Annotated in this window: 24 protein-coding genes; 5 read left to right on the plus strand and 19 right to left on the minus strand. The window is 67.6% G+C overall.

Features of this window, described 5'->3' with window-relative positions; all coding sequences use genetic code 11:
* The 6 genes from BTH42_RS22510 to fliF form a co-directional block, all read right to left on the minus strand.
* A partial coding sequence (locus BTH42_RS22510; RefSeq protein ID WP_075303376.1) for a flagellar hook-length control protein FliK occupies positions 1–1,393 on the minus strand: 1,393 nt, incomplete at its 3' end.
* 77 nt (positions 1,394–1,470) lie between these two features.
* Positions 1,471–1,920 carry a flagellar export protein FliJ gene (gene fliJ, locus BTH42_RS22515; protein ID WP_075303377.1) on the minus strand — a complete coding sequence of 150 codons (450 nt, stop codon included), beginning with the start codon at positions 1,918–1,920 and terminating at the stop codon, positions 1,471–1,473.
* Positions 1,921–1,984: 64 nt separating this feature from the next.
* Positions 1,985–3,808, minus strand: coding sequence for a flagellar protein export ATPase FliI (gene fliI, locus BTH42_RS22520; RefSeq protein WP_143752170.1), 1,824 nt, complete (start codon positions 3,806–3,808; stop codon positions 1,985–1,987).
* Positions 3,802–4,488: a flagellar assembly protein FliH gene (gene fliH / locus BTH42_RS22525; protein WP_075303378.1), complete on the minus strand. Its 687-nt coding sequence runs from the start codon at positions 4,486–4,488 to the stop codon at positions 3,802–3,804. The genes fliI and fliH overlap by 7 nt, the downstream gene beginning before the upstream one ends.
* Complete coding sequence (gene fliG, locus BTH42_RS22530) at positions 4,481–5,476, minus strand: flagellar motor switch protein FliG (protein ID WP_075303379.1); 996 nt, start codon at positions 5,474–5,476, stop codon at positions 4,481–4,483. Before fliG ends, fliH begins: the two co-directional genes overlap by 8 nt.
* On the minus strand, positions 5,466–7,256 hold the full coding sequence (gene fliF / locus BTH42_RS22535) for a flagellar basal-body MS-ring/collar protein FliF (RefSeq protein ID WP_075303380.1): 1,791 nt from the start codon (positions 7,254–7,256) through the stop codon (positions 5,466–5,468). The genes fliG and fliF overlap by 11 nt, the downstream gene beginning before the upstream one ends.
* Positions 7,257–7,497: 241 nt before the next feature.
* Between fliF and fliE the strand changes: the two genes are divergently transcribed.
* From fliE to BTH42_RS22560, 5 genes are all read left to right on the plus strand, one after another.
* A complete protein-coding gene (gene fliE, locus BTH42_RS22540; RefSeq protein WP_075303381.1) occupies positions 7,498–7,839 on the plus strand; it encodes a flagellar hook-basal body complex protein FliE in 342 nt (113 codons plus the stop codon).
* A gap of 228 nt (positions 7,840–8,067) precedes the next feature.
* The gene (gene fliS, locus BTH42_RS22545; protein ID WP_075303382.1) at positions 8,068–8,502 is read left to right on the plus strand and encodes a flagellar export chaperone FliS; all 435 of its coding nucleotides are present in this window, start codon (positions 8,068–8,070) and stop codon (positions 8,500–8,502) included.
* Entirely contained in the window at positions 8,499–8,825 is a 327-nt protein-coding gene (locus BTH42_RS22550) for a flagellar protein FliT (protein ID WP_075303383.1), read from the plus strand. The genes fliS and BTH42_RS22550 overlap by 4 nt, the downstream gene beginning before the upstream one ends.
* Before the next feature lie 53 nt (positions 8,826–8,878).
* Positions 8,879–10,372, plus strand: a complete 1,494-nt coding sequence (locus BTH42_RS22555) for a flagellar hook-length control protein FliK (protein WP_075303384.1) — start codon at positions 8,879–8,881, stop codon at positions 10,370–10,372.
* Positions 10,372–10,722, plus strand: a complete 351-nt coding sequence (locus BTH42_RS22560; protein ID WP_075303385.1) for an EscU/YscU/HrcU family type III secretion system export apparatus switch protein — start codon at positions 10,372–10,374, stop codon at positions 10,720–10,722. The genes BTH42_RS22555 and BTH42_RS22560 overlap by 1 nt, the downstream gene beginning before the upstream one ends.
* 32 nt (positions 10,723–10,754) lie before the next feature.
* Here the strand turns inward: BTH42_RS22560 and fliR are convergent, their stop codons facing one another.
* From fliR to flgH, 13 genes are all read right to left on the minus strand, one after another.
* Positions 10,755–11,537 (minus strand): flagellar biosynthetic protein FliR, encoded by a 783-nt coding sequence (gene fliR / locus BTH42_RS22565; RefSeq protein WP_075303386.1) that lies wholly within the window; start codon positions 11,535–11,537, stop codon positions 10,755–10,757.
* Between the two features lie 31 nt (positions 11,538–11,568).
* On the minus strand, positions 11,569–11,838 hold the full coding sequence (fliQ, locus tag BTH42_RS22570) for a flagellar biosynthesis protein FliQ (protein ID WP_075303387.1): 270 nt from the start codon (positions 11,836–11,838) through the stop codon (positions 11,569–11,571).
* A gap of 28 nt (positions 11,839–11,866) precedes the next feature.
* A complete protein-coding gene (gene fliP / locus BTH42_RS22575) occupies positions 11,867–12,709 on the minus strand; it encodes a flagellar type III secretion system pore protein FliP (protein ID WP_075303388.1) in 843 nt (280 codons plus the stop codon).
* Positions 12,709–13,317 carry a flagellar biosynthetic protein FliO gene (gene fliO / locus BTH42_RS22580; protein ID WP_083654867.1) on the minus strand — a complete coding sequence of 203 codons (609 nt, stop codon included), beginning with the start codon at positions 13,315–13,317 and terminating at the stop codon, positions 12,709–12,711. Before fliO ends, fliP begins: the two co-directional genes overlap by 1 nt.
* A complete protein-coding gene (fliN, locus tag BTH42_RS22585; protein ID WP_075303389.1) occupies positions 13,314–13,760 on the minus strand; it encodes a flagellar motor switch protein FliN in 447 nt (148 codons plus the stop codon). Before fliN ends, fliO begins: the two co-directional genes overlap by 4 nt.
* On the minus strand, positions 13,753–14,751 hold the full coding sequence (gene fliM, locus BTH42_RS22590) for a flagellar motor switch protein FliM (protein WP_075303390.1): 999 nt from the start codon (positions 14,749–14,751) through the stop codon (positions 13,753–13,755). The genes fliN and fliM overlap by 8 nt, the downstream gene beginning before the upstream one ends.
* Before the next feature lie 58 nt (positions 14,752–14,809).
* Complete coding sequence (gene fliL / locus BTH42_RS22595) at positions 14,810–15,310, minus strand: flagellar basal body-associated protein FliL (protein ID WP_075303391.1); 501 nt, start codon at positions 15,308–15,310, stop codon at positions 14,810–14,812.
* A 217-nt stretch (positions 15,311–15,527) separates the two neighbouring features.
* Positions 15,528–16,754 carry a flagellar hook-associated protein FlgL gene (gene flgL, locus BTH42_RS22600; RefSeq protein WP_075303392.1) on the minus strand — a complete coding sequence of 409 codons (1,227 nt, stop codon included), beginning with the start codon at positions 16,752–16,754 and terminating at the stop codon, positions 15,528–15,530.
* Between the two features lie 12 nt (positions 16,755–16,766).
* Entirely contained in the window at positions 16,767–18,761 is a 1,995-nt protein-coding gene (gene flgK / locus BTH42_RS22605; protein WP_075303393.1) for a flagellar hook-associated protein FlgK, read from the minus strand.
* A gap of 190 nt (positions 18,762–18,951) precedes the next feature.
* Complete coding sequence (locus tag BTH42_RS22610) at positions 18,952–19,725, minus strand: flagellar brake protein (protein ID WP_075303394.1); 774 nt, start codon at positions 19,723–19,725, stop codon at positions 18,952–18,954.
* Between the two features lie 244 nt (positions 19,726–19,969).
* Positions 19,970–20,983, minus strand: coding sequence for a flagellar assembly peptidoglycan hydrolase FlgJ (gene flgJ / locus BTH42_RS22615; protein WP_075303395.1), 1,014 nt, complete (start codon positions 20,981–20,983; stop codon positions 19,970–19,972).
* Between the two features lie 12 nt (positions 20,984–20,995).
* Entirely contained in the window at positions 20,996–22,165 is a 1,170-nt protein-coding gene (locus BTH42_RS22620) for a flagellar basal body P-ring protein FlgI (RefSeq protein WP_075303396.1), read from the minus strand.
* A gap of 2 nt (positions 22,166–22,167) precedes the next feature.
* Positions 22,168–22,878, minus strand: a complete 711-nt coding sequence (gene flgH, locus BTH42_RS22625) for a flagellar basal body L-ring protein FlgH (RefSeq protein WP_075303516.1) — start codon at positions 22,876–22,878, stop codon at positions 22,168–22,170.
* Positions 22,879–22,904 lie beyond the last annotated feature (26 nt).

A 22,904-nucleotide genomic window follows, 5' to 3' on the forward strand; every position in this document is an offset into this window, starting at 1 on the left:
AACCAGCCCCAGCCCCAGCCCCCGCACTCTGCTGCCCACTCTGCCGCGCAAACCCATCACTCACACTAGCGCTCCCCAACCCGATCCCATTCGACTCCATCGCCTCGCGCAACTTCGGCAACGCCGCCTCCACCGCCTCCCGCACCGACTGGTGCTGAGAAACAAACAGCGCGTGCGCATGGTTATCGGCCACCTGCAACACCACCTGCAACGGCCCGAGATCCTTCGGGTTCAACGTCAACTCGGCGCTCTGCGAGTGCGCGTTCGACAAAAACACCACCTTCTGACTCAGCGCCTCTTCCCAGTCGCTGGTGCCGACCTGCGGCCCCAACGCATTCGATGCCGCCTCCGCCGCGCCCGCATTACCGGTGCTCTGCGCCGCCGCGGTCGTGCTAGCGGCATTCGCCGCCGCCTGGGTCGCGGCCAGCTCTGCACTGGCCGAGTCGGCCGCGCTGCGCGCCGCGGCCAGCGTGTCCGCCTGGCCGCCGCTGGCCGCTGCCGCCGTCAATGCGTCGGCGGCCGTTTTTGCCGTCGACGGATCGGCCAACGCGGTCGCCGCAGCCGTGGCCGTCGTCGTCGCGTGGCTCGCGCCGCTCTTCGCGTCGCCGAACAGGCCGCTCGTCAGCGTCTTGCCATCCGAGCCGCCGCTGTTCAACCCGCTCTTACCGCTCGCGAGGCCGCCCGCCGTCGTCGCGGCCTTGGTTGCCGCCCCGGCCGCCAGCGCCTGCGCGGGCACCGCTCCCTGGCCACCCGACAACGCGGCCAGCGCCGTGTGCAACGCATCCTGCAGCGTCTTCGGATCGATCGTGCCCTTCGCGCTCGCCGCGCTCCCGGTCAGCGCGTTCGCGACGCCGCCCGCCACGGTGCTCAGCGCATCGGTGGCCGCGTCGGTGAGGTCGGTCGTGGCGGTGCTATTCGTATCGGCGCCGTTCGCGGCGGCCTGGGCTTGCGCCTGCACGGCCGCAGCCGCGGCAGCCAGCGCGCCGGCGTCGCTCTGCGCTTTGTCATCGGCCTGCTTCGCCTGCGCGCTGTTCGCCGCGTGCCGGACATGCGCGGTCGCCGCAGCGGAGCTATCCGTGCCCGACGACGACGTACCGCTGCTCTGCTTGCTGTTCGCACGATCAGACGCGGACGGAGCCTTCGCCAGATCGTGCACGCTCGAACCCGAAGCCGAGCCCGAAGATGCAGAAGCCGACGCCCGCGCCGCCGCCGAATCCGCGTCCCGGCTCGCGCTCTGCGCACCCGCGCTGTTCTGCTGGTCGATGCTCTGCTGCAAGGTCTGCGCGAACGGTATCGCGTTGGCTGCCGCGCTAGCGGCCGCGCCACTCGATGAATCGCCGCCCGCGCCGAGCAGCGAGCTCAGCTGCGAGCCGATCTGTGAAAGAAGGGACATAAGGAATCCTGCCAATCGATGAAACGGGTAGGCCCGCACGCGCGCGGCTGTGCGCCGCGCGCCGGTCCCATGAGTGGTTACGCGCCCTCGGCGCGCATGCGCAGCACGCGCGCCGCGAATTCGTCGGCGTCGCGCTGCTCGCGGCGTGCGATCACCTTGGCCTCGGCCGCCTCGCCGCGCGCCTGCAGCACTTCATACGAGCCGAGCTTCTGCTTCTGACGCTGCCATTCCGGCTTCGCGGCTTCGAGTCGCGCGTTCGCGTTCGCGAGCAGGTTGCGCTGCTGGTCGATCGCGGCATCGAGCGTGTCGATAAAGGCCTGGAAGTTGCGCATATTGCCGGCCGGCATGCCCGACTGCGCACTCTCGGTAAAACGCGCGTGATACTCGTCGCGGTATTGCACCAGCGCGTCGAGCTGCGCGGCCACGTCGTTGCGCTCGCGCTGCGCGCGGCCCAGGCGCTGCGCGGCGGCGTCGACGTCGTCCTGCGCGAGGCCGATCAGCGTCTTGATCGGGAAATGTTTCGCCATCGTCAGCCTCCTCGGGCCGGTTCAGGTAGGTGTTTGAGCATACGGCGGGCCAGCCGGCGCACGCTCACGCGAACAGCGCGTTCAGCATGTCGATGCTCGGTTTGAAATTCGCGCACTCGCGAAAGCCCTGCTGCAAAAACTGCTCCATCCGCGGATACAACGCGATCGCGCGATCGAGCACCGCGTCGCGCCCGCTCGAATACGCGCCGACGTTGATCAGATCGCGGTTGCGCTGGTAGCGCGACAGCATCTGCTTGAACATACGCGTTTTATTCAGATGGTTATCGTCGATCAGCGCGGTCATTGCCCGGCTAATCGACGCTTCGATATCGATCGCCGGATAGTGGCCGGCCTCGGCGAGCGAGCGCGACAGCACGATGTGGCCGTCGAGAATCGCGCGCGCCGAATCGGCGATCGGGTCCTGCTGGTCGTCGCCTTCGGTCAGCACCGTGTAGAACGCGGTGATCGAGCCGCCGCCCGCCGGCCCGTTGCCGGTGCGCTCGACGAGCGCCGGCAGCTTCGCGAACACCGACGGCGGATAACCCTTGGTCGCCGGCGGCTCGCCCACGGCCAGCGCGATCTCGCGCTGCGCCATCGCGTAACGGGTCAGCGAATCCATCAGCAGCAGCACGTGCTTGCCCTGGTCGCGGAAATATTCGGCGAGCGAGGTCGAATACGCGGCCGCCTGCATCCGCAGCAGCGGCGACACATCGGCCGGCGCGGCGATCACGACCGAGCGCGCGAGCCCCTCCTCGCCAAGAATCTGCTCGATGAACTCCTTCACTTCGCGGCCGCGTTCGCCGATCAGCCCGATTACGATCACTTCGGCGTTGGTATAGCGCGCCATCGTGCCGAGCAGCACCGATTTACCGACGCCCGAACCGGCGAACAGGCCCATCCGCTGGCCCCGGCCCACGGTGAGCAGCGAGTTGATCGCCCGCACGCCGACGTCGAGCACCTGGTGGATCGGCTCGCGGTTCAGCGGATTGATGACCGGCGCGGACAGCGGCGCATCGGTGCGGGTGCCGAGCGGGCCAAGCCCGTCGAGCGGCCGGCCGGACGCGTCGAGCACGCGGCCGAGCAATTCCCAGCCGACCGGCAGACGTTTCGCGCCCGCCAGCGGATCGTCGATCGGCGCGCTTTCGAGCGGATAAACGCGCGCGCCGGGTAACAGTCCGATCACTTCGGTGGTCGGCATCAGGAACAGTTTGTCACCCGAGAAGCCGACTACCTCGGCTTCGGCCATCGGCAGCGAACTGCCGGGCGGCAATTCGATCATCACCTCGGCGCCGACCGACAGCCGCAGCCCGACCGCTTCGAGCACCAGACCGGCCGCGCGGGTCAGTCGCCCGCAGGCGCGCAGCGGCTTGGCGATCGCATTGCGCGCGCGCAGCGCGTCGAGCTGGCCGCGCCATGCCTGCATGTGCGGATTGGCGTCGAGCGCCGGATCGTAGGGAGCGGGCGGCGGCACGTGGGCGGCAGTGTGGCTGGCATGGCGGGCCTTCGTGGCGTGCCCGGCATTCTCAGCCTCGGCTGCGCCATCGGCGTTACCAGCGCTACCAGCGTTATCAGCGTTGCCGGCGCGATCGGCACCACGGCCGCCGCCGGCCTTGGCCGCCTCGGCAGGCTCAGCAGCCGCCTCGGCCACGCCACCGCGACCGCCAGCCTTCCGGCCACCCGCCCGAGAATGCGAATGCGTATCCGAACTCCCTGAACCCGCCGCCCCCGCCGCCTCGCTGGCCGCCGCAATCGCGTCCTCGAGTTCCGCGAGACTGCCACCGTCGGCCTCGTGCGCGAGCGCCTCGGCGCCGAACGACGCCAACGCGAGTTCGCGTTCGAGCGGCGTCAGATCGCTGGCGCGGATTTCTTCGAGAGTCGGCTTCACCATGTACTCACCTTGCCGAGCGCGGCCGCGACGCGCTGCCAGCGCGTCTCGATCCCCGCATCGACTTCGCCGCTGCCGGCCTGTGCGCGGCAGCCGCCGCGTTCGACCGCGGCATCGGTACGCACGGTCCAGCCGCGCGTTTGCAATTCGTCCAGCAGATACGCCTCGACCACCGGCAGATCGGCGGGACTGACGATCAGCGCCGGCGCGCCGGTCAGCGCCGGCTCGGCGGCCAGCACTTCGCGCGCGGCCGCGATCAGCGCGGTCGGATCATGTTGCACGTGCTGGCGCACCACCTGCTGCGCGATATCGAGCGCGAGGGTGACCAGCGTTTCGGAAATCGCGAACTGCGCGCCGTCGAGCGCGGTTTTGAAGGTCTGCGCGAGCGCGGCGAGCTGCATCGCCTGTTCGCGCGCTTCGGCCTGGCCCTGCTCGAAACCGCGTGCATGGCCCTGGTCGTAACCGGCCTGATAACCGAGCGCCTGGCCGGCCACGTGGCCGGTCGCGACGCCCTGCGCATGCGCGGCTTCGCGCAGGCGTTCGAGTTCGGCTTCGAACGCGGCGCCGTCGTCGACCTCGGGCTCCGGCGGAGGAGGCGGCGGCGGCACCGGATCGAACGAGGCCATCTCCCAGCGCTGGTAGGCCGAGAGGCTTGCCTTCGCCGAGGAGTTCGAATCAGACATATGCGTCTTCCGCCTTGCCGCCTAGCACGATCGCGCCGCTCTCGGCGAGATTGCGCACGATCTGCAGGATGCGGCGCTGCTGCGTTTCCACTTCGGACACCCGCACCGGGCCGCGCGCGTCGAGGTCTTCGGCGAGCAGTTCGGCCGCACGCTGCGACATGTTCGACAGGAACTTCTGGCGCAGCGCCGGGGGCGCGCCCTTCAGCGAGATGATCAGCGCCTCGGACTCGACTTCCTTGAGCAGCAGCTGGATCGCGCGGTCTTCCAGGTCGAGCAGGTTCTCGAACACGAACATCTGGTCGATGATCTTTTGCGCGAGCTCCGCGTCGTACTGGCGCACGTTCTCGATCACGCCTTCCTCGTGGTTGCTCGACATGAAGTTCAGGATCTCGGCCGCCGTGCGGATACCGCCCATCGGGCTGCGCTTCAGGTTGTCGCTGCCGGACAGCAGGCCCGTGAGCACGTCGTCGAGTTCGCGCAGCGCGGCCGGCTGGATGCCGTCGAGCGTCGCGATCCGCAGCAGCACGTCGTTGCGCAGCCGGTCGGTGAAGCAGGCGACGATTTCCGACGCCTGATCGCGGTCCAGATGCACGAGGATCGTCGCGATGATCTGCGGGTGCTCGTTCTTGATCAGCTCGGCGACCGCCGCGGAGTCCATCCACTTCAGGCCTTCGATCCCGCTCGTATCGCTGCCCTGCAGGATCCGGTCGATGATCACGCCGGCCTTGTCGTCGCCGAGCGCCTTGGTCAGCACCGAACGGATGTACTCGTTCGAGTCGAGCGACATGCCGGTGTGCTGTTCGGCTTCCTTGACGAACTCCTGCAGCACCTCGTCGACCTGTTCACGGGTCACGTTCTTCAGCGCGGCCATCGCGACGCCGATCTTCTGGACTTCGCGCGGCCCGAGGAACTTGAACACCTGCGCCGCCTCTTCCTCGCCGATCGACATCAGCAGCAGCGCGCTTTTCATCACACCTTCAGCGCTCATCGGACACCCAGTTCTTGACGACGGTTGCTACGATCTTCGGATCCTGGCGCGCGATGCTGCGTGCGAACTCCAGGTTCTTTTCATACTTGTGCTTCGCGTTTTCGAGCGCGAGCGTCTCGGGATCGGCGTCGATCTCGACCACCGCGCCGTCGCGTTCGGCGGCCGGGATGCCGTCGAGCAGGATCGGCTCGTCCGGCGACGGCAGCGCGGCGACCGGCTCCGGCGGCGGCGGAAACGCGCGGCGCAGCGCCGGCTTGACCATCACGAAATACAGGAACAGGGCCACCGCGCCGATCCCGAGATAGGTCGCGATCTGCTTGTAGAGCGCGAGCATGTCGCGGGTGCGCCACCACGGCAGGTTCGCGTCCGGATCGATGTCGGTCGAAAACGCGCTGTTGACCACGTTGACCGAGTCGCCGCGCTGCGCGTCGAAGCCCATCGCGTCCTTCACCAGCTGGGTGATCTGCGCGAGCTTGTCGGCGCTGACCGGCTGCATCGTCACGTGACCCTTCGCGTCGGTGACCTTCATGTAGTTGACGACCACCGCGACCGACAGCCGGCGAATCCCGCCCATCGGGCTGTCGATATGACGCACGGTCTTATCGAGCTCGTAATTGGTGGTCGAATCCTTGTGATCGCTGATCGGCGTGGTGGTCACACCGCTCGCGCCGTTGCCGGCGACGATCGGCGCCGACGCCGGCTGCGGCGGCTGGTTCGACAGCGCGCCCGGCACGCCCGACGCGCCGCCTTGCGACATTTCGGTCGCGCTGCTGTTCTGCTGGCTGCGGATCGACGCCTGCTGCGGATTGGCGTTCGGGCCGTAGTTTTCCGAGGTCTGCTCGCTGTGCGAGAAGTCGATATCCGCGCTGACCTGCGAATGCGCGTTGCCCGAGCCGAACAGCGGCGCGAGGATCGCGTCGATGCGCTGCTGCGTATTGCGTTCGATCTGCTGACGGAACTTCAGCTGGGTCGCGTCCAGACCGGTGCCGTTGCTCGGCTGGGTCAGCAGGTTGCCGTCCTGGTCGAGCACGGTCACGCCCTTGGCCGGCATCTGCGGCACCGCCGACGCGATCATGTGCGTGATCGCGACCACCTGCCCTTCGTCGAGCACGCGGCCCGGAAACAGCTGCACCAGCACCGACGCCGACGGCAACTCCTTGTCGCGCACGAACACGGTCGGCTTCGGAATCGCCAGATGCACGCGCGCGGACTTCACCGACGAGATCGATTCGATCGTGCGTTCCAGCTCGCCTTCGAGCGCGCGCTGATAGTTGATCTGTTCGTCGAACTGGCTGATGCCGAATTTCTGGTTGTCCATCAGCTCGAAGCCGACCGAGCCGGCCTTCGGCAGACCTTGCGACGCGAGCCGCAGACGCGTCTCGTGCACCTGTTCGGACGGCACCAGAATCGCGCCGCCGCTGTCGGACAGCTTGTACGGGATGTTCGCCTGTTGCAGCGCGGCGATGATCGAACCGCCGTCGCGGTCCGACAGGTTGCTGTACAGCACTTTGTAGTCCGGCGCGCGCGACCACAGGTACAGGCCGGCGACCACCGCGACCAGCAGCGCGACCGCGAACACCAGCGGCGCGCGCGGGTTGCCGCGCATCTGCGCGAGGCCGGACAGACGCTGACCGAGGTTGCCGCCCATGGCGCCGAAGCCGCCGAGACCGCCGGGGTCGGCTGCGCCCGCCTGGCCGGCGGCTTGCCCGGGCGCGGGCTGCGCGCCGGCGAGCCCCATGCGGGCGTCGGGGTTGATCAACGAGTTGGCTGACGAATCCATGCGTCGGGTTTCTCCGGGGGATGCCTTGGCGTTCTGCCGTCACCGCGCGCCGGGGCTCGGCGGGCGGACGGACAGAGACTTTCACCGTCGAAATTATCCGGGGCGCGGCCGCCGCCGATTGCTTGAATAGAGCCGGGTTTCCCCCCTAGTTTCGGGACTTTCGCGACGGGGCCGCTTGCTATGCTTTCAGCCAGATCGGTGCGCCTGTCCGCACGCCGGTGAATCAATCAACGGAGAAAACATGAGCATGCCCGTGAACGCGCTATCGTCCGCGCTGCAACAGATGCAGGCGATGGCGGCGCAGGCCGCCGGCGGCACGACCCCGGCAGCGGCGGCGGAACAGTCCGGCGCGGCCACACCGACCGGTTTCGCGTCGGCGCTGAAAGCGTCGCTCGACAAGATCAGCAGCGACCAGAAGACCGCGGTCAGCGAATCGCAGGCGTTCGAGCTGGGCTCGTCGAACGTGTCGCTGAACGACGTGATGGTCGACATGCAGAAGGCCAACATCGGCTTCCAGTTCGGCCTGCAGGTGCGCAACAAGCTGGTTTCCGCCTACAACGACATCGCGCAGATGTCGGTCTGAGCGGCGTCCGCGCGACGCCGCCAAGGAGCACCGGTTCGCAGGCTGCCCGGCACGTCGCCGGGCGGCCTCGCCGCGCATCGGCGCGCGCTTCCTCGCTCCTCCTTACATCGGCCTAAAGCTTTGTCGCCGGCTATCCGATAACCAGCTTACAGGCCACGTCGGCACGCAAGCACGCGCCACGGCCATGCCACGAATCAACCGCAGTCAGTATCAACAGGAGGAGCGCCGATGTTTTCCCCGGGACACGCTGGAGCCAACGCATATGCACGCGTGGGTGTCGAGACGGCCGTGATGGGCGCAAGTCCGCATCGTCTCATCGTGTTGTTGTACCAGGGTGCGCGCCAGGCGGTCGCCCAGGCGCGCATGCATCTGCAGCAGGGCAATGTGGCCGAGCGCGGAATGGCGATCAGCAAGGCGATCCGGATCGTCGAAAGCGGCTTGCAGGCCTCGCTCAATCTGGACGTGGGCGGTGAAATCGCGGCGCGCCTGAACGCGCTGTACAGCTACATTTCGCGCCGTTTGCTGGAAGCGAATATCAGTCAGAGCGAGACGATGCTGGTGGAAGTCGACCGTCTGCTCGCCACACTCGAAGAGGCATGGGTCGGGATTGCCCCGGAGGTCGCGCGGATGGCAGCCCAGCCAGCCGCGGAAAGCCTGAGATGACATCGAACGCAGAATATTTTGCCCACTACGAGGCGGTTGCCGCGCTGTCCTGCCAGATGCTGATGGCGGCCCGGCGCGCGCTGTGGAGCGACCTCGCCCACTTGCAGGAAGAGTACCGGCACCTGGTCGACGCGCTGCGCGAAGCCGACGACGGCGTGAAGCTCGACGAAGCCGAGCGGCTGCGCAAGTACGCGCTGATCCGCCAGATTCTCGCCGACGACGCCGCGATCCGGGACCTCGCGAATCCGCGCATGGCGACGCTGTCGGCGCTGTTCGCCGGCCGGCCGACGCGCGTGCTCAAGGAAATGTACGGCGCGCGCTGACAGAGAAATCAAGGCATCGGACGCATTGACGCCGATGCGTCCAGGGAACCGGCATGAACGGAATCGATTCGGTCGCCTCGGTGCTTTCGAGCCGGATCGACAGCCTGCTGAACATCGCGCCGGGCTCCACGGCCACTTCGCAGACCGGCGCGACCGGCGTCGATACCGCACCGGCCACCGTCACCCCCAACACCACTCCCGCACCGGCGGCTTCAGCGCAGACCGCGCTGTCGGCGGTCGCCATGACGCTGAACGCGATCGCCGGTTCAGGCGGCGACGCGACGCCCGCCGTGCTCGGCCAGACGCCGATCTGGCCGGCCGCGCCCGCGCTCGACGTGGCGGGCTCCGCCCCCGCCGCCGCCTCTGCTTCCACTCCCAACGCCTCGACTGCAAACGCGAACGCTAGCGCGACCGCTGCCGCCGCGCGCGTGGCCGCCGCCGAAGTGCCGGTCGCGGCGCTCGCGGCCGCGCTCGAACGCACGGTCGGCGACAGCGGGCTGTTCTACGAAGCGCATCTGGCCGCGTGGCTGAGCGGGCAACGCACGCCGGCCGAACTCGCGGGCGAGGCGCAAAACCGCCTCGTCGCCGGCTCGCCGCTGCCGCCGGGCTGGAACAGCGCGACCGGAGCGACCGGCGATACCGCCGCGCAGAGCGCCGGCGGCTGGCCGGGCCAGACCGGGGCCACAGCGGATGGAACGCCGCGCGGGATGGCCGGCAGCGGCAACGGCAACAACGCGAATGGCGCCCAGGGCGGAACGCCCGGTGGAATGCAAGCCGGCACGCCGAACGGCCCATCGTCCGAACACAATGCCGGCGCGCACCCGTTGCCGTCGATCCTGACCGCGCAGGCCGCGCGCCTCGCGGCGGGCGAACTGCTGGCCAGTTCGATGTCCGACCTGAGCGGGCCGGCCCCGCATACGGGTCTGCACAGCGGCGCCGCGCCCAACGCCGACTCTAGCTCCGCGCAAAACGCGCAGGCACTGGCGGCCGCCGTGCATCCGGCGACGGTGCCGCTGGTGCGCCAGCAGCTCGATCTGCTGGCGACCGGGCAATTCCGCTGGAGCGGCGAAGCGTGGCCCGGCGCGCGGCTCGACTGGACGGTCGAACAGGACGGCGACGAATGGGACCGCAGCGGCGGCGGCCTCGCGAGCGAGGACGATCAGCCGTGGCGCACGCGCCTGACGCTGTCGCTGCCGACGCTCGGCACCGTCGACGCCGAACTGATCCTCACCGGCACGCGCCTGAGCGCGCGGGTGCAGGCGAGCCCACAGGGCGCGGCGCGGCTTGCAGGCCAGGGCGAGAGCTTTCGCATGCGGCTTGCGGCGGCGGGACTCGACTTGCAGGGGCTGACGATCCGCGAGATCGGCGGCGGGATGCCGGGAGCCGCGAGCGGCGCGGCGGCGACCCAGGCGGCGTCCGCTTATGTGCGCTCGGCGGCCGCGGGCTCCGCTGCTTCTGCCGCATCTGCCACGCCCACCGCTGCAAACCCGCGCAACCCGCCGGGCGCTTCAAGCCCCGCGCGTGACGACTTCGATTGGGAGATCTGATGAGCCGCACTCATCGCCGCAGCGCGGCCGCGCTCGTCTACGACGCCCACGGCGGCGAACCCGCGCCGCGCGTGGTCGCGAAGGGTTACGGGCTGCTCGCCGAGATGATCGTGCAGCGCGCGAAGGAAGCGGGCCTATATGTGCACGAGGCGCCCGAGATGGTGTCGCTGCTGATGCAGGTCGATCTCGACGCGCGGATTCCGCCGGAGCTGTATCAGGCGGTCGCCGAACTGCTCGCGTGGTTGCATCGGCTGGAAAGCGGCGCCGAGGATGCGCCCGCGCACGACGCGGCCGCGAACGAAGCGGATGTGGTCGACGTGGTGGCCGTCGAGCGGCCCGGCAAGCGCTAGGCTGTCGAGCCCCGCCCGCTTCGCAGCCCCACTTACCTCAACGCCGCCGCGACCCGCCCCATTTCATCGATCCCGCTATCGAACAGCCGCACGAAGAACGGAATCATGTTCGGCAGCGTCAGCTGCACGAGCAGCAGGCCGACCAGCATCGTCAGCGGAAAGCCGATCTGGAACACGCCGATCTGCGGCGCCGCGCGATTCAGGATGCCGAGCGCGAGGTTAGCGATCAGCAGCGCGACGACCACGGGCAGCGACAGCAGCAAACCCGCCGAGAAAATCGTCGCGCCCCAGCCGGCGAGCACCTGCCAGCCGTGTGGCGCGAGCAGGTTGGCCGTCACCGGCACCGACTGGAACGTCGTCACCAGCGCCGCCAGCATCTGCAGATGACCGTCGACCGCGAGAAACACCAGCGACGCGATCGTCGTCATGTAGCGCGAGATCACCACGCCCGAGCCGGTCGCCTGCTGGTCGAAGAAGGTCGCGAAGCCGAGCCCCATGCCCAGGCCGATGAAGTAGCCGGTCGCGTCGATCGCCTGGAACACGATCTGCATCGTCACGCCGAGCGCGATGCCGATCAGGAACTGGTTGACCATGATCCACACGCCGTCGGCGGAAAACACCGTGACCTGCGGCAGCGCGCCGATGGTCGGCGCGACGATGATCGTCGTGAACGCGGCCAGACCGATCTTCACGCGCGCCGGCATCGACGCGTTGCCGAACACCGGCGCGGTCGCGATCAGCGCGGCGATCCGCGCGAACGGCCACAGGAACGCGGTCAGCCACAGGTTCAGTTGCGCGTAGGTGACCGTGAACATCGCAAGGACAGCAAAGTAAGAGCGCGCGCGCTCAGTTGACCAGCGTCGGAATCGCGCTGAAGGTGTGGCGCAGATAGTCGAGCATCGTCGTCAGCATCCACGGGCCGGCGATCACCAGCGTCGCGGCGATCGCGAGCAGCTTCGGAATGAACGACAGCGTCGACTCGTTGATCTGCGTGGCGGCCTGGAACAGGCTCACCACCAGACCGACCACCAGCGCGACCAGCAACAGCGGCGCGGCGAGAATCAGGCCGATGTACATGGCCTCGTGGGCCAGCGTCATCACTGCTTCGGGTGTCATCGTGAGTGCCTCGAAAATACGGTGAAGGTCAGACGAAGCTCTGCGCGAGCGAGCCGAGCAGCAACTGCCAGCCGTCCACCAGCACGAACAGCATCAGCTTGAACGGCAGCGAAATGGTTGCCGGCGACACCATCATCATCCCCATCGACATCAGCACGCTCGCGACCACCATGTCGATGATCAGGAACGGAATGAAGATCGTGAAGCCGATCGTGAAGCCGGTTTTCAGCTCGCTGGTCACGAACGACGGCACCAGCAGCGACAGCGGCACGTCTTCCGGCCCCTGCATCGGCGCCGCGTGCGAGATGCGCGCGAACAGCGCGAGATCGCTTTCGCGGGTCTGCCGCAGCATGAAGGTCTTGAACGGCGCGACGCCGCGCGAGACCGCCTGGTCCATCGTGATCGTGCCTTCGGAGAACGGCTTGTAGCCGTCGGTATAGGCCTTGTCGAGCACCGGCGCCATCACGAACAGCGTGAGAAACAGCGCGAGGCCGGTCAGCACCTGGTTCGGCGGCGTCGTGGTGGTGCCGAGCGCCTGGCGCAGCAGCGACAGCACGATGATGATGCGCGTGAAGCTGGTCATCATCAGCACGATCGCCGGCAGGAACGACAGCATCGTGAGCAGCAGCATCGTCTGCACGCTCAGCGAGTAGGTCGTGCCGCCGTTCGGGCCGGGGCTCGTGTTGAACGCCGGCAGGCCGGCGGTCTGCGCGAACGAGACGTCCGGCAGCGCGAACAGCAGCGCGGCCAGCGCGAGCGGCAGCCACGGCACCACGCGATGCAGCAACGTGACGAACCGCGCGATCCGAGCTTCACGGCCTGCGCGCGCAAGCACGCCGTGGCCATCGAACTGCATGAAACTGAACTGCATCACCGCTCCCCGCCGCCGTGCGCGTTGAAACGTTTGCCCACTTCGCCTTTCAAGGCGTCGCGAAAGCGTTGACCGAAATTGCCCGACAGCGGCGCGGAAGTACCCGCGACGGCTTCGGCCGCGACCGAGCCGGCCGGCATCGTATGCAAAAGCCGCACGTTGCCGGGGGCCGCGCCGAGCACGAGCCACGTGTCGCCGATCTCGACCACCGCGACGCGCTCCTTGCCGCCGAGCGATGCGCCGCCGATCGTCTTCACGAGCCCGCCGCGCTGGCCGGACTGCACGCCGAAGCGGCGCGCGAGCCACGCGCAACCGAACACCAGACCGATCACGACCGCGAGGCCGACCAGCGTTTGCAGCACCGCGCCGACGCCGAGCGCCGGGACCGCGCTGCCCGCGCCGACGCCCGACGCGATCTGCGTCGCGTGGTTGACCGCGTTCATATCGGCGGCATGGGCGGCCGCCGGCGCCAGCCATGCGGCCGCGCCGAACACGGCAGCCGAGCAAACCGCGCGTGCGGCGCGGATGGCGCTCTCAGCGCCAAGCCGTTGCAACAGAAAAACATCGCGCGACGCCGCCAGCACGCCGCGACCGGCCACGCGTTTCATCGGTTCAGCTTCCGGATGCGTTCGGACGGCGTGATGATGTCGGTCAGCCGGATGCCGAACTTGTCGTTGACGACCACCACTTCGCCCTGCGCGATCAGGCAGCCGTTGACCAGCACGTCCATCGGTTCGCCGGCCATGCCGTCGAGTTCCACCACCGAGCCCTGCGCGAGTTGCAGCAGGTTGCGGATCGCGATCTTGGTGCGGCCGAGTTCGACCGTCATCTGGACCGGGATGTCCAGAATCATGTCGATGTCGTTGTGCGTCGTGGTCGGTTCGACCTTCGACAGCGGCTGGAACACGCCAGCGGCGGCCGGATTCACTTCGGCGTTGCCGTTCTGCTCGGCGAGCGCGCTCGCCCAGTCGGCCATCGCCGCTTCTTCTTCCTCGGCGCTGATGCCGCCGGCGGGCAGTTCCGCTTCGGCGCTTGCGTTCAGGTCACTCATATCCACCTTCCTTCATCGTGTCGGCTGCGCTGATCATCTTCTGGACCCGCAACGCGTACTGACCATTAAAAATTCCGTAGCCGCATTCCATCACCGGCACCCCATCCACTTTGGCGGTGATCTTCTCGGGGATGTTGACCGGCAGAACATCGCCCTTGCGCATGTTCAGGATCTGTTCGAACGTGACCGGCACCTCGGCGAGGTCGGCGGTCAGTTGCACTTCGGCCGCCTGCACCTGCTGCGACAGCACCCGCACCCAGCGGCGGTCGACGTCCATCGCCTCGCCCTGGATCGGCGAGGACAGCACGTCGCGGATCGGCTCGATCATCGAATACGGCATGCAGATATGCAGCGTGCCGCCGGTCGAGCCGAACTCGATCGAGAACTGCGTGACGATGACGATTTCGTTCGGCGTCGCGACGTTGGCGAACTGCGTGTGCATCTCCGAGCGCACGTATTCGAACGACAGCGGCCGCACGCTTTTCCACGACGCGGTGTAGTGCTCGAACGTCAGGTTCAGCAGCTTCATGATGATGCGCTGCTCGGTCTGCGTGAAATCGCGCCCTTCGACCCGGGTATGAAACCGGCCGTCGCCGCCGAACAGGTTGTCGACCACGAAGAACACCAGGTTCGGATCGAACACGAACAGCGAGGTGCCGCGCAGCGGCTTCACGTGGACCAGGTTCAGGTTGGTCGGGATCGGCAGGTTGCGGGTGAATTCGCTGTACTTCTGCACCTTCACCGGGCCGACGGAAATTTCCGCCGAGCGCCGCATGAAGTTGAAGATGCCCACGCGCAGCAGGCGCGCGAAGCGGTCGTTGATGATTTCGAGGCCGGGCATCCGGCCCCGGACGATCCGTTCCTGGGTCGCGATGTTGTACGGGCGTACTCCCGTGCGTTCGCTCTGTTCGGCTTCGGTGTCGGATTCGCCGGTGACGCCCTTGAGCAGGGCATCGACCTCCTCCTGGGACATGAACTCTTCGTGGCCCATCGGTTATTCCTCGTGCGTCCCTTGGCGGTTGATGAATGCAGCGCTAGACAAGGTCACGTCACTGCACGACGAATTCGGTGAACAGCACGTCCTGCACGCGGATCGGCGCGGAGCCTTTTTCGCCCGGCTGGCTGATCAGCGTTTTCAGTTCGTCGGCGAGCGCGCGCTTGCCGTCGAGCGGCGCGAGATCTTCCGGATGCTTGTTCGACAGCGCGAGCAGGATGCGGCTGCGCACTTCGGGCATGTGATCGGTCAGTTCCTGCTGGGTCGCGGCGTCGCCGAGCCGCAGCGTCAGGCCGATGCGCAGGAAATGCTGCGCGCCGTCGTCCGACTGCAGGTTGACCGTCATCGATTCGAGCGGGAAGAACAGCGGCACGGCCGGCGGCGGCGGAGCGGCTTCGGCGGTCGCGGCGCTGTGCACGCGTTTGGACATGAAGAACCACACGCCGCCACCGGCGGCGCCCGCGGCGATCAGCGCGATCAGGACGATCAGGATGATGCGTTTCATCGGGCCCGGCGACGCGGGCGCGGCTTGCTGGGGAGCGGTCGTGGTTGCCATAGTGTTGCTATTGCTAGCCTTTAGTCAGGGTTACGGTGATTGTTGTTGATTTGGACGCGCGGCGATGGCCCGAACAGAAGGGTTATTGCGGGCTATCTCCGGTTTTTGGGCGCGCGCCGGCGCGGCCGCGGCCGGACGCAAAAAAGCCGGCTCGCGCCGGCTTTCCGATCGACTGGCTGTGACTGAACCACCGCCCGCGCCGCGCTCAGGCCGCGCGTCAGTTGTTCAGGTACTGGAACAGCGACATGTTCTGGATCTGCACGAACGCCTGTTGCGACGCCTGCAACGCGGCCTGCTCCATCGTGTACTTGCTGATCGTCGTGACCATGTCGGTCTCGGTCAGGTCCGACAGGTCGCTCGCGTTTTGCAGCGAGTTGGTCTGCGTGACCGTCTGCAGCGCCTTCACTTCCTGCTCGCGCCCACCCACCGACGCCTGCACCGTCGTCACGTTGGCGAGCGTGTTCGAGAGTTGCGACAGGCCCTTGTTCAGCGCGTTCTGCAGATTCGCGACGGCCGCCTGGTTGCCCTGCACCGGCTGCTGGAGCGCGGAGATCATCTCGCTCAGATTGGCGAACACGTCGCTGCCCGCCTGCTTGGCCGGCTGCACCGAGAAACTGTCGCCGTCCGACGGAGTGCCGGTGATCGCCACGGTCTGGCCGCCCATCGTGATGTTCGCGCCGTCGGTATAGGCCTGCGGGCTGCCGGCCACACCGGTGGTGGTGTCGGTGATCGTGTAGGTGAGGCCCGAACCGGTGTCGCTGAACGCGATCTGGTACGAGTGCGCGTTCGCCGCGCTGGTCGGATCGTTGACCGTCACCGCGCCGATCACGCCGGTGCCGGTGTTGGCCGAATTGCCGCTCGCGATCGGTTCGGCATTGACCGCGCCGACGGTCAGGAACACCGCCGCGCCGTTGTCGCTGGTCGCCATCTGGTTGCTGTCGGTGACCTGCACGGTGCGGGTGCCGCTGTCGCCCGAATACACCACGGCGCCGCTCGAGTCGGTCGTGAATGCCTGGTTCGCGTTCTGGAAGCCGGAGAACAGCGAATTGCCGTTGTTGTCGGTCGCGTTCGCGTAGGTCAGCAGCTGGTCGCGCAGCGCCGTCAGCTGCGTCGCGATCGCGGAGCGGTCGGCGTCGTTCAACGAGCCGTCGCCGGCGCGGATGCCCAGCGTGTTGATGCTTTGCAGCGTGCTGAGCACGCTGCCGAGCGTCGAGTCTTCCGCTTGCAGCGACGACAGCGCGGCGCTCTGGTTGGTCGAGTACTGCGACAGCGCGGTGCCCGTCGAGCTGAGCTGCACGGCCTGGGCCGCGCCGAGCGGATTGTCCGCGGGCGAGGTCAGGCTGTTGCCGCTGGAAATCTGCTGATAGATGTTCGACAACTGAGCTTGCTGGTCGCTCATGGTCGACACGTTCATGCTGAAGTACTGAGCGCTGGAGATTCGCATGGTTTCAACGCCTTACGAGAAGATGCCGAGCAATGTCTGGAACAGCGTCTGGGCGGTCTGGATGACCTTGCTGTTGGCCTGATAAAGCTGCTGGTACTGAAGCAGATTCGCTGCTTCTTCATTGAGGTTGACGCCCGACACCGACTGCTGCGCGGACGTGATCTGCGTGACCAGCGTGCTTTGCGCGGTCGCGGAGGTCGAGATCTGCGACGCCTGGTTGCCGATCTGGTTCACGTAGGACGCGTACGCGGTGGTCAGCGTCGAGGTGCCGCCGCCCAGCGCTTTCGCCGAGGTCAGGTTCGACAGCAGCTGCGCGTTGCGCCCGTCGGTGGTCGCGCCGGTGTTCGGGCCGATCGTGAAGGTGTCGCCGTCGGCGGGCGCGCCGCTCAGCGTGACCGTCACATTGTTCATCACGCCGGCATTGGTCGAATTGTTCGGGTTGGTGATCGTCAGCGTCGCGCCGCTGCTCGACGAGTACGGCACCGCGTCGGTCGACGAGCCGATCGTGTACGAGGTCGACGGCGAACCGGCCACCGTCACCACCGAGCCGACCGGGAAGCCGGTCAGGCCGGTGCCGGCGGTATAGGTGATGGTCGAGGTGCTGGTCGGCGCGCTGTAGCCGGCGCTGACCGTGCCCTGGGTGATCGTCGCGCTGCCGGTGTTCGACGACGACGCCGACGCGAGCACCGGCGCGGCCGCGGCGATCGCCGACGCGGACGTGGTGCTGAGCGCGAAGCCGTCGAGCGCGCCGCGGGTCGGCTGCACCGAGAACGAGTCGCCGGCCTTCAGCGAGCCGCTCGCGACCGAGAACTGCAGGCCGCCGATCGGGTTGTCCAGATTCTGCGCCGCGCCGACGATGCCGCCGGTCGCGTTGTCGGTCAACGTGTAGTTGGTGCCGTCGTACGACAGCGTGTAGTCGCTGGTGGTCGGCTGGGTCGAGTCGGCGAACGAGACCCCGAGCGTCGCGGTGCCGGTGTTCTTCGAGTTCGCGTAGACGGTCGGCGTGCCGACGGTGAACAGCGCGCCGCCGGCGCTGCCGGTCAGCGTCAGGCCGAGTTCGTTCTGCTGGTTCACCTGCGCGGCGAAGCTGGTCGCGATCGCGCCGAGCTGCGCTTCGGCCGGGTCGAGCGTCTGCGAACGGAATTGCAGCAGGCCGCCGAGCGTGCCGCCGCTGACCGCGGTATCGGACAGCGTCTGCGGAGTCTGCGCGGCCTTCGAGCCGGCCTGGCCGAGGTAGGTCACCGACAGCTCGCTCGGATCGCCCGACGAAGTCGTGGTGCCCAGGTTGTAGCTGTTGCCGGACAGCACCAGAGGCTGGCCGTTCGACATGAACAGGCTGTAGCTGCCGTTGTCCTGCACGACCGACACGCCGACCAGTTGCGACAGTTGCGAGACCGCCTGGTCGCGCGCGTCGAGCAGCTGGTTCGGCGGCTGGCCCTGCGCGCTCGCCTGGGTGATCTGGGTGTTCAGCGCCGCGATCTGCGCGGTGTAGGTGTTGATCTGCGAGACCGCGTCGGTCAGCTGCGTGTTGACGCTCGCGCGCAGCGAGTCGTATTGCTCGCCGGCCGCGTTGATCTGGTTCGCGAGCGTCTGCGCGTCGCTGATCGCGGTCTGCCGGGTCGACACGTCCGACGCGTTGTTGGCGACGTTCTGCAGGCCGGTGAAGAAGTCGTTGATCGCGCTCGCAATCCCCGCGGTCGGGCTGCCGACCAGGTTATTGAGCTGCGTGATCATCGTGTTGTACGTGCTGAGCGCGCTGCTCGAGGACTGCGCGTCGTTCAGCTGGGTCGCCAGATACTGGCTGTACTGGCGCTGCACGGTGTCGGTCGACACGCCCATCGGCAGATAGCCGGAGCCGGTATAGCTGCCGCTCGTCTCCGAGTACACGACGGTTTCCATCGAATAGCCGGCGGTCGACGAGTTGCTGATGTTCTCGCCGGTGGTCGTCAAACCCCATTGGGCCGCGTTCAGTCCGCTAAGGCCGATAGACAAGAGATTGCTGGACATGCGTCATCCTGAAGGGCGGTCGTGCAGTGCTGCCGCCGCGTTGCTGGAATATTCCGTTTAACGGCCCGCGGTAAGAAAAATTAAGGGCCCTGCCACTGCGTTGACCGCCGCCGCGCGCCGCGGTGCAACGTTTGCTTCGCCGCGCAAAAACGCGGCACGCGCCGCGCTCGCGGGGCGTGCCGCCGGCGGCTTAACGCACCAGCGAGCGGCGCTTCATTTCGAGCTGCGTGATCAGCCGTTGCAGCGTGTTCTCCGCGCTGCCCGGCAGCGTGAGGAAGCGGAAGCCCAGCTGATAGCGCTGCGTGCCGTTCGGCATCGCGAGCGAGCGGTGCGACACCAGTTGCAGATCGAGCGACAACCGCCCGAGCGCGCCGAGGATCAGTTCGCAGTCGAGCAGGCGCGTGCCCATCGGCAGCTCGGCGACGCGCTCGTCGGCCGTGCGCATGCCGACCCCGCCGAGCGACAGGTCGTGCACCTCGAAGCGGAACGGGTCGCCCTCGGGCAGACGGCCGCTACACATGAACGGATCGAGAATCGGCGCGCTGACGCGGAAGTACTCGCGGCGCTGCACGTAGAACAGCACCTCGGGGAAGTCGGCCTCGAACGCGGGCAGACCCTCGAAGCGGGTTTCGCGCGGCGTCGAGGTCGCGAATTCGACGCGCACGCCGTCGGGCGCCGCGTGGAACTGGCAGCGCGGCGCGCTGAGCAGGCCGCGGTTCTGATCGGAGAGCGCGCCCCAATCGAAGGTGAAGGTACGCTCGCGCACGTCGACGTCGAGCAGTCGCGTGACGAGCTGGCCGCCCGCGTATTCGACCGTGAGGAAATCGCCGCGATTGACGAGATTGCGCAACTGCACGCCGATCTCGAGCGGGTTGCGGCGGCCGAAGTCGGGGACGCTTTCGTTTTGCGGGACGTGCGGCTGGCCGCGCAGGTCGGTCTGGCCGTTCGACTGGTTCATATCCATGAGCTTGCCGGTTTGCTTGTTCTTGCGGGCGAGTGCCGCAGCCGGACCGGGGACATTGACGCTCTGCCGGGTAGCCGCGACCCACGCGTTCGACCGGACCTTACAGCGCTATTCCGGTATCGGGTCTACTTCGTTAGCGGCAGCATCGCGGCAAAATTTAGGGATTTTTATTAAATATTTGCCGCAAATCCCGCGCAAACGTTAAACCCCATGCCGCCGATGCGCCCGCCACCGGCCTGCGCACTCAACCGAGTTTCTGCATGATCGACATCAGCTTTTTCGCGTAATGCGGGTCGGTCGCATAGCCGGCGCGCTGCATCCCGTGCGCGAAACCGTTCACGTCGCGCGACGAATTGATCACCTGCGCGTAACGCGGATTGCCCTTGAGCAGACTCGCGTAATCGCTCATCGCCTCCTCGTACGAGTCGTACGAGCGGAATTTCTCGACCGTGCGCTGCGGCTTGCCGTTCACGTATTCGGTCGTAACCGTCGAGACGGTCTTGCCGGTCCAGTCGCCGCCCGCCTTGATGCCGAACACGTTGTGACTGGTCGAGCCGTCGGCCTTCTTGATCTCGCTCTTGCCCCAGCCCGATTCGAGCGCGGCCTGACCGATGATGAAGCGCGCCGGAATGCCGGTCGCGGCGCTCGCGGCCTGGGCCGGCGCGGCCAGCTTGTCGACGAACGCGTCGACCTTCGACGAGCTGCCGTCGCCGCGCAGCGGCGGAGTCAGCGCGCTATTGGCCGAGTAGCCCTTGCCGAGCGCGAGCTGGCCGTTGGCCTGCGCATTGCCGTACGCGCGCGCCAGCGCGTTCAGCGCGACGCTCTGCCCTTCGTTGCCGCCGCTGGTGCCGCCACCGGTGCCGCCGAGCGCGTTGGCCATCCCGGCGAGCCCGCCCGCCGCGCCGCCGTTCGCGCCGCCCACCTGCATCCCCTGGTTGCGCATCAGCTGCTTGAGCATCGCGTCGGCGACGCCGATGCCCTTCTTCGACAGCTGCTGCGCCATCTGCTGATCCATCATCGACGTGAAGGTCGCGGTGTCGTGCGAATCGAACGGCCCGTCCTGCGGCGTCGCATCGCGCATGCTTTTGAGCATCATCTGCGTGAACACCGCGTCGAACTGCTGCGCGGCCATCTTCATGCCGGCCTGCGGCGACGCCTTGGCCTGCGCGCTGAGCGCGCCGAAACCCTGCACGTCGAGTGCGAAGCGACTGGACAGGTCGCTGCCCGAGGCAAGGGCTTTGCTGGTATCCGAATTCATCTGCTGGACTCCTTAGATGATTTCCAGGTCGGCGCGCAACGCGCCGGCCGCTTTCATGGCTTGCAGGATCGACATCAGATCCGCGGGCGTGGCGCCGAGCGCGTTGAGCGCCTTCACCACTTCGGCGAGATTCGCGCCGGCGTTGACCATCTTCAGCGCGCCGTTGTCCTGCTTCATCTGGATCTGCGACTGCTGCGCGACCACCGTCTGGCCGTTCGAGAACGCGCCGGGCTGGCTCACCACCGGCTGCGTGTTGATCACCACCGACAGATTGCCGTGCGCGACCGCGCAGCTTTGCAGCGTGACCATCTGGTTCATCACGATCGAGCCGGTGCGCGCGTTCAGGATCACCTTCGCGGCCGCCTGGCCGGGGCGCACGTCGAGGTTCTGCAACTGCGCCATGAACGCGACCTGCTGCTGCGGATCGGCCGGCGCGCGCAGCTGGATCGTGCGGCCGTCGAGCGCGGTCGCGGTGCCGCTGCCGAACGCGTTGTCGATCGCGGCGACCACGCGCTGGGTGGTGTCGTAGTCCATGTCGTTCAGGTCGAGCTGCATCGTGCCGGCCTGCGAGACCGCGGTCGGCACCGAGCGTTCGACGATCGCGCCGGCGGTGATGCGCCCGGCCGCGAGCTGGTTCACCTGCACCTTGCTGCCATTGGCGCTCGCGCCGGCGCCGCCGACCGCGACGTTGCCCTGGCCGAGCGCATACACCTGGCCGTCGGCGCCCTTGAGCGGCGTGAGCAGCAGCGTGCCGCCGCGCAGGCTCTTCGCGTTGCCGAGCGACGACACGGTCAGGTCGATCTGTTCGCCGGGCCGCGCGAACGGCGGCAGCACCGCCGTCACCATCACCGCGGCGACGTTCTTCAGCTGGATGTTCGACAGCGACGACTGCGAGCTGCTGGAGCCGGCCGCCTGGTTGTTGATCGAGATGCCGAGGTTCGCCAGCATGTTGGCGAGCGTCTGCGTGGTGAACGGCGTCTGGGTGGTCTGGTCGCCGGTGCCGTCGAGGCCGACCACGAGGCCGTAGCCGATCAGCGGGTTGTCGCGCACGCCCTGGATCTGCGCGAGGTCCTTCAGACGTTCGGCGTGCGCGGGCGCGGCGAGCGGCAACGCCGCGCATGCGAGCGCCGTGAACAGCAACGCGCGGCCCGCGCGCGACACGGTGTTGAGCAAAGTAGCCATCGTCACCACGGCGACACGTTGAGGAAGAAGCGTTGCAGCCAGCCCATGGTCTGCGCTTCGTCGATGTAACCCTTGGCCGAGTACTCGATTTTCGCGTCGGCGACCTGGGTCGAGTACACCGCGTTCAGACTCGAAATCGTGTTCGGATTGACGACGCCCGAGAAGCGCACGAACTCGTTGCCCTGATTGATCAGCATCTGCTTCTCGCCGCTCACCACCAGATTGCCGTTCGCCTGCACGCCGGTCACCGTGACGGTGATCGTGCCGTTGAAGGTGTTCGACGCGTTCGCGCCGCCGGTGCCGGCAAAGCCGTTGGCGCCGGTCGCGCTCAGGTTGGTCTTCGCGAACAGGCCGCCGAGAAAGCCGGCGGTCGGCACGTCGAACGCGGTGTTGCCCTTGCGGTTCGCGTTGGCGCCCGAGCTCTTGGTCGCGTTGATGTTCTCGGCAATCACGATCGTGATGATGTCGCCGACGTTGCGCGGACGCTGGTCTTCGAACAGCGGCCGGCCCGCATAGCCCGGGTTGTAGATCGAGCCCGGCGCCTGCGCCTGCGGCGGCACCGGCGGCTGCGCGATCATCGGCTGCTGGGTGATCGGCTCTTTCGGCACCAGCGCGCAGGCGCCGAGCGCGGCGACCAGCGTGGCGACCAGCGCGGTCCGCGCGAGCGCCTCGCCGGTGCGCGAATGAACCGGAGTACGAGTGGAGTGCGACATCATCATTTACCGCCTTTCATTCCCGG

This window comes from Burkholderia sp. SRS-W-2-2016, from assembly GCF_001931485.1.
Classification (GTDB): domain Bacteria; phylum Pseudomonadota; class Gammaproteobacteria; order Burkholderiales; family Burkholderiaceae; genus Paraburkholderia.

Excerpts from the sequence above, each read along its gene's own strand:
- fliJ (WP_075303377.1), bottom strand. The coding sequence starts at position 1,920 with ATGGCGAAACATTTCCCGATCAAGACGCTGATCGGCCTCGCGCAGGAC.
- fliI (WP_143752170.1), bottom strand. The coding sequence starts at position 3,808 with ATGGTGAAGCCGACTCTCGAAGAAATCCGCGCCAGCGATCTGACGCCG.
- fliH (WP_075303378.1), bottom strand. The coding sequence starts at position 4,488 with ATGTCTGATTCGAACTCCTCGGCGAAGGCAAGCCTCTCGGCCTACCAG.
- fliG (WP_075303379.1), bottom strand. The coding sequence starts at position 5,476 with ATGAGCGCTGAAGGTGTGATGAAAAGCGCGCTGCTGCTGATGTCGATC.
- fliF (WP_075303380.1), bottom strand. The coding sequence starts at position 7,256 with ATGGATTCGTCAGCCAACTCGTTGATCAACCCCGACGCCCGCATGGGG.
- fliE (WP_075303381.1), top strand. The coding sequence starts at position 7,498 with ATGAGCATGCCCGTGAACGCGCTATCGTCCGCGCTGCAACAGATGCAG.
- fliS (WP_075303382.1), top strand. The coding sequence starts at position 8,068 with ATGTTTTCCCCGGGACACGCTGGAGCCAACGCATATGCACGCGTGGGT.
- BTH42_RS22550 (WP_075303383.1), top strand. The coding sequence starts at position 8,499 with ATGACATCGAACGCAGAATATTTTGCCCACTACGAGGCGGTTGCCGCG.
- BTH42_RS22555 (WP_075303384.1), top strand. The coding sequence starts at position 8,879 with ATGAACGGAATCGATTCGGTCGCCTCGGTGCTTTCGAGCCGGATCGAC.
- BTH42_RS22560 (WP_075303385.1), top strand. The coding sequence starts at position 10,372 with ATGAGCCGCACTCATCGCCGCAGCGCGGCCGCGCTCGTCTACGACGCC.
- fliR (WP_075303386.1), bottom strand. The coding sequence starts at position 11,537 with ATGTTCACGGTCACCTACGCGCAACTGAACCTGTGGCTGACCGCGTTC.
- fliQ (WP_075303387.1), bottom strand. The coding sequence starts at position 11,838 with ATGACACCCGAAGCAGTGATGACGCTGGCCCACGAGGCCATGTACATC.
- fliP (WP_075303388.1), bottom strand. The coding sequence starts at position 12,709 with ATGCAGTTCAGTTTCATGCAGTTCGATGGCCACGGCGTGCTTGCGCGC.
- fliO (WP_083654867.1), bottom strand. The coding sequence starts at position 13,317 with ATGAAACGCGTGGCCGGTCGCGGCGTGCTGGCGGCGTCGCGCGATGTT.
- fliN (WP_075303389.1), bottom strand. The coding sequence starts at position 13,760 with ATGAGTGACCTGAACGCAAGCGCCGAAGCGGAACTGCCCGCCGGCGGC.
- fliM (WP_075303390.1), bottom strand. The coding sequence starts at position 14,751 with ATGGGCCACGAAGAGTTCATGTCCCAGGAGGAGGTCGATGCCCTGCTC.
- fliL (WP_075303391.1), bottom strand. The coding sequence starts at position 15,310 with ATGGCAACCACGACCGCTCCCCAGCAAGCCGCGCCCGCGTCGCCGGGC.
- flgL (WP_075303392.1), bottom strand. The coding sequence starts at position 16,754 with ATGCGAATCTCCAGCGCTCAGTACTTCAGCATGAACGTGTCGACCATG.
- flgK (WP_075303393.1), bottom strand. The coding sequence starts at position 18,761 with ATGTCCAGCAATCTCTTGTCTATCGGCCTTAGCGGACTGAACGCGGCC.
- BTH42_RS22610 (WP_075303394.1), bottom strand. The coding sequence starts at position 19,725 with ATGGATATGAACCAGTCGAACGGCCAGACCGACCTGCGCGGCCAGCCG.
- flgJ (WP_075303395.1), bottom strand. The coding sequence starts at position 20,983 with ATGAATTCGGATACCAGCAAAGCCCTTGCCTCGGGCAGCGACCTGTCC.
- BTH42_RS22620 (WP_075303396.1), bottom strand. The coding sequence starts at position 22,165 with ATGGCTACTTTGCTCAACACCGTGTCGCGCGCGGGCCGCGCGTTGCTG.
- flgH (WP_075303516.1), bottom strand. The coding sequence starts at position 22,878 with ATGTCGCACTCCACTCGTACTCCGGTTCATTCGCGCACCGGCGAGGCG.